Annotated in this window: 11 protein-coding genes; 2 read left to right on the top strand and 9 right to left on the bottom strand. The window is 72.0% G+C overall.

Translation table 11 applies throughout. The features are described from left to right. Positions 1-36: 36 nt before the first annotated feature. The 6 genes from FGW37_RS05890 to FGW37_RS05915 all read right to left on the bottom strand — a co-directional run bounded on the left by FGW37_RS05890 (position 37) and on the right by FGW37_RS05915 (position 6,548). Positions 37-879, bottom strand: coding sequence for a shikimate dehydrogenase (locus tag FGW37_RS05890; protein ID WP_179080093.1), 843 nt, complete (start codon positions 877-879; stop codon positions 37-39). Continuing rightward, a complete protein-coding gene (mltG, locus tag FGW37_RS05895; protein ID WP_179080094.1) occupies positions 879-2,501 on the bottom strand; it encodes an endolytic transglycosylase MltG in 1,623 nt (540 codons plus the stop codon). Before mltG ends, FGW37_RS05890 begins: the two co-directional genes overlap by 1 nt. A gap of 130 nt (positions 2,502-2,631) precedes the next feature. Beyond that, entirely contained in the window at positions 2,632-3,102 is a 471-nt protein-coding gene (ruvX, locus tag FGW37_RS05900; RefSeq protein ID WP_179084534.1) for a Holliday junction resolvase RuvX, read from the bottom strand. Next, positions 3,102-5,771 (bottom strand): alanine--tRNA ligase, encoded by a 2,670-nt coding sequence (gene alaS / locus FGW37_RS05905; RefSeq protein ID WP_179080095.1) that lies wholly within the window; start codon positions 5,769-5,771, stop codon positions 3,102-3,104. Before alaS ends, ruvX begins: the two co-directional genes overlap by 1 nt. Further along, the gene (locus FGW37_RS05910) at positions 5,771-6,100 is read right to left on the bottom strand and encodes a DUF6167 family protein (RefSeq protein ID WP_179080096.1); all 330 of its coding nucleotides are present in this window, start codon (positions 6,098-6,100) and stop codon (positions 5,771-5,773) included. Before FGW37_RS05910 ends, alaS begins: the two co-directional genes overlap by 1 nt. Before the next feature lie 7 nt (positions 6,101-6,107). Then, positions 6,108-6,548 carry a DUF948 domain-containing protein gene (locus FGW37_RS05915; RefSeq protein WP_168091324.1) on the bottom strand — a complete coding sequence of 147 codons (441 nt, stop codon included), beginning with the start codon at positions 6,546-6,548 and terminating at the stop codon, positions 6,108-6,110. 180 nt (positions 6,549-6,728) lie between these two features. On the opposite strand from FGW37_RS05915, the gene FGW37_RS05920 reads away from it, so the two are divergent. Then, positions 6,729-8,939: an ATP-binding protein gene (locus tag FGW37_RS05920; protein ID WP_179080097.1), complete on the top strand. Its 2,211-nt coding sequence runs from the start codon at positions 6,729-6,731 to the stop codon at positions 8,937-8,939. Positions 8,940-8,967: 28 nt separating this feature from the next. Here the strand turns inward: FGW37_RS05920 and rpsD are convergent, their stop codons facing one another. Further along, positions 8,968-9,582, bottom strand: coding sequence for a 30S ribosomal protein S4 (gene rpsD, locus FGW37_RS05925; RefSeq protein WP_058045279.1), 615 nt, complete (start codon positions 9,580-9,582; stop codon positions 8,968-8,970). 188 nt (positions 9,583-9,770) lie between these two features. Between rpsD and FGW37_RS05930 the strand changes: the two genes are divergently transcribed. Further along, entirely contained in the window at positions 9,771-10,484 is a 714-nt protein-coding gene (locus FGW37_RS05930; RefSeq protein WP_179080098.1) for a DUF2470 domain-containing protein, read from the top strand. A 141-nt stretch (positions 10,485-10,625) separates the two neighbouring features. On the opposite strand, the gene FGW37_RS05935 is transcribed toward FGW37_RS05930, so the two are convergent. Both FGW37_RS05935 and FGW37_RS05940 read right to left on the bottom strand, forming a co-directional pair. Next, positions 10,626-11,984, bottom strand: a complete 1,359-nt coding sequence (locus FGW37_RS05935) for a replication-associated recombination protein A (RefSeq protein WP_179080099.1) — start codon at positions 11,982-11,984, stop codon at positions 10,626-10,628. 81 nt (positions 11,985-12,065) lie between these two features. After that, positions 12,066-12,728 (bottom strand): vitamin K epoxide reductase family protein, encoded by a 663-nt coding sequence (locus FGW37_RS05940; RefSeq protein ID WP_058045276.1) that lies wholly within the window; start codon positions 12,726-12,728, stop codon positions 12,066-12,068. Positions 12,729-12,770: the final 42 nt, after the last annotated feature.

Here is a 12,770-nt window from a genome sequence, read left to right on the forward strand (position 1 = left end):
TGAGTCAGGTCCTGGCCGGGAGGTGGCCGGTTTACGTCAGGCGCGGGCGGCCAGGGCGGCCTCGCCGGCGGCGCGCATGGCGGCCAGCGGGGCCTGCGGGCAGCCGGTCATCCGCTCGACCTGGAGCACGGCCTGGTGAACCAGCAGGTCCAGGCCGCCGAGGACCGCGCCGCCGCGCGCGGACCAGGCCGCGGCCAGCGGGGTGGGCCAGGGCTCGTAGAGCACGTCGAAGAGGGCGCCGGGGTGCTCCGGGACGGCACCGGCGAGCGCGTCGGCGGCCCCGGCCGGCGTCGTGGCGATGACCAGCGGGGCGGTGAGGGCCTCCGCGGCGCGCGACCAGTCCACGGTGCGCACGGCCACGCCGAGCCGCTCGCCCCACTCGCGCATCTCGGCGGCACGGGCCTCGCTGCGGACGTAGACGGTGACCTCGCCGGTGCAGATCCCGGCGAGAGCGGCGAGGGCGGAGGAGGCGGTGGCGCCCGCGCCCAGCACGGCGGCGGAGGCGGCCTCGGTCACCCCGCGCTCGCGCAGGGCCGCGGCGATGCCGGGGATGTCGGTGTTGTCGCCGAGACGACGGCCGTCCTCGGTGAACACGATGGTGTTGACGGCCTCGACGGAGGCGGCCGTCTCGCTGACCTCGTCGAGCAGCGGGATCACGGCCCGCTTGAGCGGCATGGTCAGGGACAGCCCCGCCCAGCTGCCGTCCAGCCCGTCGAGGAACGCGGGCAGCGCGGCCTCGTCCACTTCGAAGCGGTCGTAGGTCCACTCCCCCAGGCCCAGCTCCGCGTACGCGGCGCGGTGCAGGACCGGGGAGAGCGAGTGGGCGATGGGCGATCCGAGCACGGCCGCGCGCCGGCGGTGCTCCTTCGGCAGGCTCATCACGACTTCCGGCTCTTGTTGAACTCGTCCACGAGCTTCTGGTGCTCCTGCAGGTTCTTGGTGAACGTCGTCTTCTCCTTGATGGAGACGAAGTAGTACCAGTCGCCCGGCTCCGGGTCCATCGCCGCCTTGAGCGCCGGCTCGCCCGGGTTGCCGATGGGGCCGGGGGGCAGGCCCTTGTAGAAGTACGTGTTGTACGGGTGGTCCAGGGCGCGGATCTGCTTGGGGCTGAGGTCCAGCTTGCTCTGGTTCTTCACGTAGTTGTACGTCGAGTCGAACTCCAGCTTGCCGTTCGTCTCGATGTTGGTGGGCTTGAGGCGGTTGTAGATGACGCGCGACATCTTGCGGAAGTCGTCGTGCGTCATGCCCTCGGCGTTGACCAGGCTGGCCACGGTGATGAGCTGCAGCGGGGACTTCAGGCCCAGCTCCCGGGCCTTGCCCTCCAGGTCCTGCTTGGCGTAGTTCTCCTTGGCCCGCGCGACCATCTGCTTGAGGATGGTCTCCGGCTTGGTGCCCTTGCCCGCGCTGTACTGCGAGGGGTAGAGGAAGCCCTCCAGCGGATCCTTGATCTTGGGGTCGGTGTTGGCCCACTCGGGGAGTCCGAGGTTCTTCACCTGGTTCTTGGCGACGTCCTGGGTCGTGCCCGCCGTGAGCCCGAGCTTCTCGTCGATCGCACCGTAGATCTGGACGGCGCGGCGGCCCTCGGCGATGGTCAGGAAGTTCGCGGCGTTGGTCATCATCTCGACGGCCGCGGCGCCCGACATCCCCTTGCGCAGGGTGTAGGTGCCGGCCTGGATGGCCTTGCCCTTGGGGCTCTTGCCCGCGGCCTCGGTGAAGGCGCCGACGCTCTTGACCACGCCGGCCTGCTGCAGCACCTGGCCCATCTTGGTGAGGCTGGAGTCCTTGGGGATCTCCACCCGGGCCTCGCCGGTGCCCTCGCCCGCGAAGTCGGGCGCGGCGCCGAAGTGGGTCTGCCAGTAGTCGTAGGCGAGGTAGCCGCCACCGCCCACGACGCCGAGGAGCACGACGGCGACCACGAGGCAGGCGGTGCCGCTGCGGCGCTTGTTCTTCTTGGGCTTCTTGCCCTTGCCACGGCGGTCGCGGGAGCGGGAGCGCTCCTCACGGGGCTCGTCGTCCTCGTCCTCGGCCGCGGCCTCGCCGTCCCGCTCGCCGGGGCGGCCCGTGGTGGGGGGCAGGTCGTCGAAGAGGGAGATCTTCTCCTCGTCGGGCTCGGACCACTCCTGCTGCGGCTGGTAGCCCTGGTGCTGCGGCTGCTGCTGCGTCTGGTGGGCCTGCTGCTGGGGCGGCTGAGGCTGCTGATGCCCCTGCTGCCCGTGCGGTTGCTGCGGATGCTGGGGCTGCTGCTGATACCCGTCGGGCCCGCCGTAGTACTCGCCCTGGCCGCCGTACGCGCCGCCGCCCTGCTGCCCGTACTGCTGCTGACCGCCCTGCGGCTGCCCGCCCTGTGAGGGGTCCCAGCCGTACTGCTGCTGGCCGTGACCGTACTGAGGCTGCTGTGACTGCTGCGGATGCTGCTGCTGTCCGCTGTAGCCCTGGTCCCCGTACAGCGGGTCGTCAGGATGCCACGGTTGGGAGCCGGAGCCCCGGCCGTACTCAGTCATCGATCCCCTAGAGCCGCGCAGCGGCAGCAGGTGGGCGCTCCGAGGAGCGCGGTTCCCAGTCGCCCGGCCGTCGTCGGAGACGACAGCCGGGCGGCTGCCTTGTTCAGCGCGGAACGTTACCGTACTGCGATCAGATGACCACTTCGACGGTCTCGCCCGGGGGCCTGCCGGAGACCTTCTCGGTCTCCAGCGCGTTCTGCAGGATGACGACCGCGGCCGCCTGATCGACCACGGACCGGCCCTTCTTCGAGCTGACGCCCGAAGCGCGCAGGCCCTGCGTGGCCGTCACCGTCGTCATCCGCTCGTCGACGAGGCGCACCGGTACGGGCGCCACGCGGCGCGCCATCTCCTTGGCGAAGGTGCGCACCTTGGCCGCGGCCGGCCCCTCCCCTCCTTTGAGGGAACGGGGCAGGCCGACGACGACCTCGATCGGCTCGTACTCCGCGACGATCTCCACGAGCCGCTTGTGGGCCTTGGGGATGTCACGCCCCGGCACGGTCTCCACCGGCGTGGCGAGGATCCCGTCGGGGTCGCACGAGGCGACCCCGATCCGGGCGTCCCCGACGTCGACGGAAAGGCGTCTTCCTCGGCGCACGGGGATCAGGCCGCCTCGGCCACGAGGCGCTCGACGGCGGCCATGGCCTCGTCGACGGCCTCGGCGTTCTGACCGCCGCCCTGGGCGACGTCGGGCTTGCCGCCACCGCCGCCACCGAGGGTCTTGGCGGCCGTGCGGACCAGGTCGCCGGCCTTGAGACCCCGCTCGCGGGCGGCCTCGTTGGTGGCGATGACCGTCAGCGGACGGCCGCCCGCGACGGTGAACAGCGCGACCACGGCCGGGCGGCCGCCGTTGATGCGGCTGCGCACGTCGAGGACGAGCTTGCGCAGGTCGTCGGCGCCGGTACCGTCCGGGACGCGGCCGGTGACCAGGGCGGTGCCGTGCACGTCCTTGGCGCCCTGGGCCAGGCCTGCGGCGGCCTGCAGGACCTTCTCGGCGCGGAAGCGCTCGATCTCCTTCTCGGCGTCCTTGAGCTTGGCGAGCATCCCGGAGATCTTCTCCGGCAGCTCCTCCGGGCGGCCCTTGACGAGCTCCTGGAGCTGGGCGACGACCGTGTGCTCCTTGGCCAGGAAGTTGTAGGCGTCGACGCCGACGAGGGCCTCGACACGGCGCACGCCGGAGCCGATGGACGACTCGCCCAGCAGCTTCACCAGACCCAGCTGGGCGGTGTTGCCCACGTGGGTGCCGCCGCACAGCTCCTTGGAGAAGTCGCCGATGGTCACGACGCGCACGCGCTCGCCGTACTTCTCGCCGAACTCGGCGATGGCACCGGCCTTCTTGGCCTCGTCCAGGCTCATCACCTCGGCCTGCACCTCGAGCTCCCGGGAGAGGACCTCGTTGATGCGCTGCTCGACGTCGGTCAGCACGGTGCCGGGCACGGCGGCCGGCGAGCCGAAGTCGAAGCGGAAGCGGCCCGGCGAGTTCTCCGAGCCGGCCTGGGCGGCCGTCGGGCCGAGCGCGTCGCGCAGGGCCTGGTGCGTGAGGTGGGTGGCCGAGTGGGCGCGGGCGATGGCGCGGCGGCGCTTGATGTCGATCGCGGCGTAGGCGGAGGCACCGACGGTGACCTCGCCGACCTGGACGACGCCCTTGTGGACGTGCACGCCCGGCACGGGCTTCTGCACGTCGCGGATCTCGATCACGGCACCGGTGTCGAGCTTGATGCGGCCGGTGTCGGCCAGCTGGCCGCCGCCCTCGGCGTAGAAGGGGGTGCGGTCCAGGATGACCTCGACGTCGTCGCCCTCGGTGGCGGCCGGCGAGGGCAGGCCGTCGACGAGGAGACCGACGATCGTGGACTCGTTCTCGTTGCGGGTGTAGCCGGTGAACTCGGTCTCGCCCGCGGTGTCGGCGACCTCGCGGTAGGCGGACAGGTCGGCGTGACCGGTCTTCTTGGCCTTGGCGTCGGCCTTGGCGCGCTCCCGCTGCTCCTTCATCAGGCGGCGGAAGCCGTCCTCGTCCACGGAGAGGCCCTGCTCGGCGGCCATCTCCAGGGTGAGGTCGATCGGGAAGCCCCAGGTGTCGTGGAGCAGGAACGCCTTGTCGCCGGCCAGGACCTTGCCGCCGGCGGCCTTGGTCTCCGTCACGGCGGTGTCGAGGATGTTGGTGCCGGCCTTCAGCGTCTTGAGGAAGGCGGCCTCCTCGGCGAGGGCGACGGTCTCGATGCGCTTGCGGTCGGTCTCCAGCTCCGGGTACTGCTGCCCCATCGTCTTGATGACGACGTCGAGGAGCTCGGCCACGACGGGGCCGGTGGCACCCATCAGGCGCATGTTGCGGATGGCGCGGCGCATGATGCGGCGCAGGACATAGCCGCGGCCCTCGTTGCCGGGGGTGACGCCGTCGCCGATGAGCATGGTGGAGGTGCGCATATGGTCGGCGACCACGCGCAGCGAGACGTCGGTGTCCCGGGCGGCGCCGTAGCGGACGCCCGTCAGCTCGGTGGCCTTGTCCATGACGACGCGCAGGGTGTCGGTCTCGTACATGTTGCGCACGCCCTGCAGGATCATGGCGAGGCGCTCGAGGCCGAGACCGGTGTCGATGTTCTTCGACGGCAGCTCCCCGAGGATCGGGAAGTCCTCCTTGCCGTCGCCGGCGCCGCGCTCGTACTGCATGAAGACCAGGTTCCAGATCTCCACGTAGCGCTCGTCGTTGACGGCCGGGCCGCCCTCGGCGCCGAACTCCGGGCCCCGGTCGTAGTTGATCTCGGAGCACGGGCCGCACGGGCCGGGCACGCCCATGGACCAGTAGTTGTCCTTCTTGCCCAGGCGCTGGATCCGCTCGGCGGGCACGCCGACGACGTCGCGCCAGATGCGCTCGGCCTCGTCGTCCTCGAGGTAGACGGTGATCCAGAGCTTCTCCGGCTCCAGGCCGAAGCCGCCGTCCGCCACGGGAGCCGTGAGCAGCTCCCAGGCCAGCTTGATGGCGCCTTCCTTGAAGTAGTCGCCGAAGGAGAAGTTGCCGCACATCTGGAAGAACGTGCCGTGGCGGGTGGTCTTGCCGACCTCCTCGATGTCCGGCGTGCGGACGCACTTCTGCACGCTGGTGGCGCGCGTGAAGGGCGGCTTGACCTCGCCGAGGAAGTACGGCTTGAAGGGCACCATGCCCGCGGGGACCAGGAGCAGGGTCGGGTCGTCCGCGATGAGCGACGCCGACGGCACGACGGTGTGCCCACGCTCCTCGAAGAAGCGCAGCCAGCGCCTGCGGATTTCAGCCGACTCCATCAGTGGTCCTCTTTCCGGGTGTGCGAGTGGTAGGTGTGCTGCGGGTCGAGCGCCACGAGGTGACGCTGGCCGGGGAGCGCGCGGTGCTCGGGGGCGGGCGGCGCGGCCGTGAGGCCGAGCGCGTCCTTGAGCGCCGCTTCCCGGTGCGCCATGCCGTCGCGGACGTCCAGCGCGAAGAGCTTGACCTTGCGCCCGGCGATGACCGCGCGGTCCGCGGCCTGCAGGGCCAGGCTCTCCGGGGTGAGCTTGGCGAGCTTCCGGTTGACCTTGGTGGTGGCCCAGACACCGGCTGCTACACCGGTCGTGAACCAGAAGGTGCGGCGGAACATTCCTGGGTCAACCCTTCCCACGGGTGCGGCGGCCGGCACGTGCGGACGGCAAGGGGCGGCCGCCGGCCTTGCCGACGAAGACGGAGCGCTCCGGCTCGGGGGCGGCCTTGCGGCCCATCGCCCGCCGCACGCCGTAGCCGAAGGCGGCGACCTTGACCAGCGGGCCGCCGAAGGCGGAGGAGACGGTCGAGGAGAGCGCCGAGGCGTTCGCCGTGACCTCCTGGACGTCCGCGGCGATCGAGTCGACGCGGGCGAGCTGGGTGTGCGCGGAGCGGACCGTCGCCGAGGCGTCGGCGAGGAGCGGCACGGCCTGCTCGGTGACGTCCGCGACCAGCCTGGTGGCCGCCTTGAGCGTCTGCGCGAGCCGCACCAGCACCAAGGCGATGAAGGACACCAGAATGGCCCAGAAGACGGCCACGAGGATCCCGGCCACCTCTCCACCGGACACGATGCACCCGCTCCCTAGCTGGTCTTCGTCGCTTTCTGTACCTGCCCGGCTGTATTTCTGGGCAGGTACTGACCTTATCGCGCCGGGCATCGGGGCCCGCACCGCATTTGACGCCGCGCCCCGCGGGCCCGCGGGGCCGGTGTTTACGGTGCGCATCCCCGTCAGTACCCTCTGTGTGCCATGTCACCGCTCTCCGGCTCCCCGTACCCCGGCCCCCTCCCCGACGACCCCCGCGAACCCCGTCCCCACGGCTCCCGGCCCGCCGCCCGCACCCGCCCTCCGGGCAGTCCGCCCGCCGAGCTGTCCTCGTTCGTCGGCCGGGAGCGCGAGCTGGACGCCCTGGCCGCGCACGTGGAGCGGGCGCGCGTGGTGACGGTCACCGGGGTCGGGGGCGTCGGCAAGAGCCGGATCGTCCTCCGGGTGGCCGCACGACTGCAGGATCGCTTCTGCGACGGGGCGCGGATCGTCGGTCTCTCGGCCCTCACCGACCCCGCCCTGCTGGACCACGCGGTCGCCGCGGCTCTCGGACTCACCGACCACACCGGCCGGCCGCCGCGCGCCTGCCTGCTGGAACAGCTCGCCGACCGGCGCCTGCTGCTCGTCCTCGACGGCTGCGAGCACCTCGCCGAGGCCTGCGCCCGCCTGGTGCACGAGCTGCTGCCGCAGGCGCCCGGGCTGCGCGTGCTGACCGCGTCCCGGCGGCCCCTGCACGTGGAGGGCGAGCACGTCTTCGCGCTGGCGCCGATGCCGCACGCCGAGGCGGTCGCGCTCTTCGAGGAGCGGGCCGCGGCCGTGCACCCGGGGTTCCGGGCCGGGGAGGCGGGCGGCGCGGCCACGGCCGAGCTGTGCCGCAGGCTCGACGGGATCCCGCTGGCCCTGGAGCTGGCGGCCGGGCGGCTGGGCGCCCTGTCCACCGCCCAGGTGCTGGAGCGGCTGGACGACCGTTTCCGGCTGCTGAGCGGCGTCCGGCACGGCGCGCTGCCGCGCCATCAGACGCTGCGCACGGCCATCGGCTGGAGCCACGAGCTGTGCACCCCCGCGGAGCGGCTGCTGTGGGCCCGGCTCACGGTCTTCGCCGGCCTCTTCGAGCTGGAGGCGGCGGAGTACATCTGCTCGGGCCCGGAGCTGCCCGCCGACGGGCTGCTGGACGTGCTGAGCGAGCTGGTGGCGCAGTCCGTCGTGGTCCGGGAGGACACACCGCTCGGCACGCGCTACCGGCTGCTGGACACGGTCCGGATGTACGGGGCGGGCTGGCTGGACGCCCTGGGCGAGACCCGGCGGATGCGCCGCAGGCACCGCGACTGGTACATGGGGCTCGCGACCTGGTGCGAGCTCGACTGGTTCAGCCCCCGGCAGGCGGAGGTGGCCGCCCGGGTCGGCGCGGAGCTGCCGAACCTGCGGGTCGCCCTGGAGTACAGCCTGGAGGAGGCCGGGGAGGCCCGCATCGGCCAGTACCTGGCGGCGACTCTGTGGTTCTGCTGGGTGGGCTGCGGCCGGCTGGCGGAGGGCCGGCACTGGCTGGAGCGGGCCCTGGAGGTGACGCCGGAGCGCGCCCACGAGGAGACGCGACTCAAGGCCCTGTGGGTGCTCGGCTACGTGGCGGTGCTCCAGGGCGACCCCGCGAGCGCGCTCACGGCGCTCGGCGAGTGCCGCGCGACGGCCGAGCGCTCCGGAAACGACCGGGCCCTCGCCTACGCCGAGCACCGCACCGGCTGCCTGGCCCTGGTCTCCGACGACATGGCGGGCGCGGAACGGCTCCTGCGGTCGGCGCTCACCCGCTACCGCGAGGTCGGCGAGCTCAACAGCAACGTGCTGATGGGTCAGGTGGAGCTCGCGATGGCGATCGCCTTCCAGGGGGACCTGGCGGGGGCGGTGAGGCTGTGCGAGGAGGTCCGGGACGTCTGCGCGGACCACGGCGAGCGCTGGGCCCTGGCTTATGCGCTGTACGTCCTGGGCTTCGCGGCCTGGAGCGGCGGGGACCGGACGCGGGCCCGGGCGCTGCTGGAGGAGTGCCTGGCGACCGGCCACGCCTTCCACGACCTGGTGGGCTCGGTCCTCGCGCTCGAGCTGCTGGCCCTGATGACGCTGGACGAGGGCGGCCCGGACGGGGCCGCGGAGGCCGCGGTGCTGCAGGGAGCGGCAGGGCGGCTGTGGCGCTCGGTGGGGCTGCCCCTGTTCGGCTCCCGGTTCTTCAACGCCCCGCACGCACTGTGCGAGCGGCGGCTGCGCGAGCGGCTGGGGCAGCGGCGTTACGAGGAGTACGTGCGCGAGGGCGCCCGGCTCGATCCGGACGCGGCGACCGCCCGGGCGCTGCGCGGGCGCACCCCGGCCCCCGAAACGCGGCAGCCCGCCGCCTCGCCGGCCACGAGGGCCGGGGAGACAGCGGGCTGAGCGTGAAGGAAGAGCTACGTCGGCTGAATCAGCGGGCGTAGTACTCGACGACGAGCTGCTCGTCGCAGATGACCGGAACTTCCTTGCGGTTGGGCAGGCGGTCCAGGCGGAAGGCCAGGGCGCCCAGGTTGACCTGCAGGTAGCGCGGGGTCTCACCCTCGGCGGCGAAGCCACCGGCGCGGGCGGTCTCGAACAGCGGCTTGCTGCGGCTGCGCTCGCGGACCATCACGACGTCGTTCGGGGCGACGCGGAAGGACGGCTTGTCGACCTTGCCACCGTTGACCTCGATGTGGCCGTGGACGACCATCTGACGGGCCTGGTAGATGGTGCGGGCGATGCCCGAACGCAGGACGAGGGCGTCGAGGCGACGCTCGAGCTCGACCACCAGGGCCTCGCCGGTCTTGCCCTCGGCCTTGCGGGCGCGGTCGTAGGCGCGGACCATCTGGCGCTCGCTGATGTCGTACTGGGCGCGCAGACGCTGCTTCTCGAGCAGACGGACCTTGTAGTCGCTGTTCTGCTTGCGGCCACGGCCGTGCTCACCCGGCGGGTAGGGGCGGGCCTCGAAGTACTTGACGGCCTTCGGGGTCAGCGCAATGCCGAGCGCACGAGACTTCTTGACCTTGGGACGCGACTGGTTAGGCACGTTCTCCAGACCTCCGAAATAGGTTAGGTTAGGCTTACCTTACTCAAGGAGATCGCATGTCTCGCCCGGGGAACACCAGTCACATCACGGACAGCACGCAGCAGACCGACGCTCTCGATGGCGCCGACGTGACGGAGGTCCGATCAGATCGTGGTCAGCCGCGTCCCAGCGGACTTGAAATCGCGCGGATGCCGTCAGCAGCCGAGCGCACACGAACTCTCGTACAGAGTACATGCTCCGCGGTACTGCTGATCCCCGGGGCCGCCGTCACCCGCCCCGACCAGCTGACGCCCGAGGCGCGCAGCGTCGGCCCCGACGGCGAGATCTTCCTGGTCTTCCCCTCCGACAGCCCGGCCGTGCGCGCCGCGACCCACGCCCAGGACGACGAGCTGGCCGCCGTCCTGGAGCTCACCGACGTGGCCCCGGTCTCCGTGCCCAACCGCATCCGAGGCCGCGCCTGGGTCTCCGGCTGGGTCACCTGCGTCCCCGGTGTGACCGAGCCCGGCCGCATGATGGTGCGCCTGGAGGTCGGCGAGGCGAGCGTGGACGACCTGTGGGGCGCGCAGGACGTGGAGCCGGAGGAATTCGCCCGGGCCCACCCCGACCCGCTCATCTGCCACGAGGCCGAGCTGCTGCAACACCTGCATTCCGGCCACGGCGACCAGGTGCGCGCGCTGTACACGCTCCTCGGCGAGCGGGCCGAGGACGTGCGCCGCGCGGGCGACCAGGCGGTGCCGCTGGCACTGGACCGATTCGGGCTGCGCGTGCGGTTCACCCGCGCGGGCGGCGGGGCGCCGGCGGACCGGTCCTTCGACGCGCGCTTCGAGTTCCCGGAGCCGGTCCGCGACGTGGTCGGCTTGCGCCGGGCGATGCATACGTTGTTCGAGGCCGCGGCTGAATGAGCCGAGCAGGATCCGGCACCGCCGGACACCACCACGGGGGTTGCGCGCCGTTGCGGCGGATTCAAGGTGCCTGCCCGGTACCTTGACTCCGCCGCAACGGCGAGACGCCGAACGGACTTGTCCGGCGGTGCCGGATCCTGATCAGCCCTCCTGCTCTCCGCGCAAGCGCGAGCGAACCCGCTCCACCACATCCGCGTAGCGGGCCTCCGCCCCGTAGCGCGTAGGCGAGTAGTACTGCTTGCCCCGGACCGTGTCCGGCGCGTACTGCTGTGCGGCGATGCCGCCGGGCAAGTCGTGGGGATACAGATACCCCTGCGCGTGCCCCAGCTTTTCCGCACCCTTGTAGTGCCCGTCCCGCAGATGCGGCGGCACCGGCCCGGCGAGGCCCGCCCGGACGTCCGCGAGGGCGGCGTCGATGGCGAGGTACGCGGCATTGGACTTCGGGGCCAGGGCCAGCGCGATGGCGACCTGGCTCAGGGTGATCCTCGCCTCGGGGAAGCCGATCAGCGCGACGGCCTGCGCACCGGCGACCGCCGTCTGCAGGGCCGTCGGGTCGGCCAGGCCGATGTCCTCGCTCGCGGAGATCATCAGCCGGCGCGCGATGAACCTCGGGTCCTCGCCCGCTTCGATCATGCGGGCCAGATAGTGCAGCGTGGCGTCGACGTCCGAGCCGCGGATCGACTTGATCAGGGCGCTCGCGACGTCGTAGTGCTGGTCGCCGTCGCGGTCGTACTTCACGGCCGCCCGGTCGACCGAATCCTCCAGCGTCTCCAGAGTGATCTCGGCGTCACCCTTGGCGATGGCCGAGCCGGCGCCGGCCTCCAGGGCGGTGAGGGCCCGGCGGGCGTCGCCGCCGGCGATCCGCAGCAGATGCGCCTCGGCGTCCTCGGGCAGGGTCACCGCGCCGCCGAGCCCGCGCTCGTCGGTGAGGGCCCGGTGCAGCAGCCCCCGGAGATCGTCGTCGGTGAGGGCCTGCAGGGTCAGCAGGAGAGAGCGGGACAGCAGCGGCGAGATGATCGAGAAGTAGGGGTTCTCCGTGGTCGCCGCGATGAGCGTGACCCAGCGGTTCTCCACGGCGGGCAGCAGGGAGTCCTGCTGGGCCTTGCTGAAGCGGTGGATCTCGTCCAGGAAGAGCACCGTCTCCTTGCCGTAGCCGCCGGAGGCGCGGCGCGCGCCGTCGATGACCGCCCGCACCTCCTTGACGCCGGCGGTGATCGCGGAGAGCTCCACGAAGCGCTTGTTGGTGGCCTGGCTGACGACGTACGCGAGGGTCGTCTTGCCGATGCCGGGCGGGCCCCAGAGGATCACCGACGACGGGCCGGCCGGGCCGCCGCTGCCCTCCCCCACCAGCCTCCGCAAGGGGCTGCCGGGCTTGAGCAGGTGCCCTTGCCCCACGACCTCGTCGAGCGTGCGGGGGCGCATGCGCACGGCCAGGGGACTGCTCGCCGGGTCTTTCTCCTGGCGGTCCTCTGCGGCGGCGGTGAACAGGTCTGGCTCCACGTTCGAAACCCTATGTCACACCACTGACAAGGCCGCCGGACCAGGGGTCCGGCGGCCTTGATCAAGCCAGGTGCGGGGCGGTCAGGCGGTGCCGCCCGTCCAGAAGTCCCACCACCGGGTGAGGACCAGCATGCCGATGATGCCGACCCACAGCACCGGGACCACCCAGTGGAACTCCAGGACGGCACGGCGCGGGCCGTCCGGCAGCGGGATGAAGCCGTGCCGGATGTTCTGCACGGTCACGTACCAGAACATGAAGATCGTGGCGACCCAGGCCAGGCAGCACCACAGGCACAGCGACCCGATGACGTACAGCGACTGGTACTGCAGCCAGGTGCAGAAGCCGACGCCGAAGAGCGTGCCGGCCTGCATGCCGAGCCAGTACCAGCGGGGCAGGCGGGCGCCCGAGAGCACCGCCAGGCCGATCGCGATGATCGCGCCGTAGCAGACGAGCCCCAGCATCGGGTTGGGGAACCCGAAGGCGTGGGCCTGCTCGCTCTCCATGATGTTGCCGCAGGAGACGATCGGGTTGAGGCTGCACCCGGGGGTGAAGGTCTTCCCGACCGCCTTGGCCTCGAGGATCTTGTTCTTGTCGATCGTGATGACCCAGGCGGCGAGCAGCCCCAGCGCACCCGTGATGACGAGCAGCAGCGCGAACGCGCGGCTGCCGCCGGCGGCGCCCGTCGCGGGGCCGTCGCGCTCCTCGCCGTCGGTGTCGGAGCGGTCGAGTGCCGAAGTGGTCATAGCGCCGTTGATCCCATCAGTCGGTCCCTGGCGCCCATTCTG

It is taken from the genome of Streptomyces rectiverticillatus (assembly GCF_013394065.1).
Lineage (GTDB): Bacteria > Actinomycetota > Actinomycetes > Streptomycetales > Streptomycetaceae > Streptomyces > Streptomyces rectiverticillatus.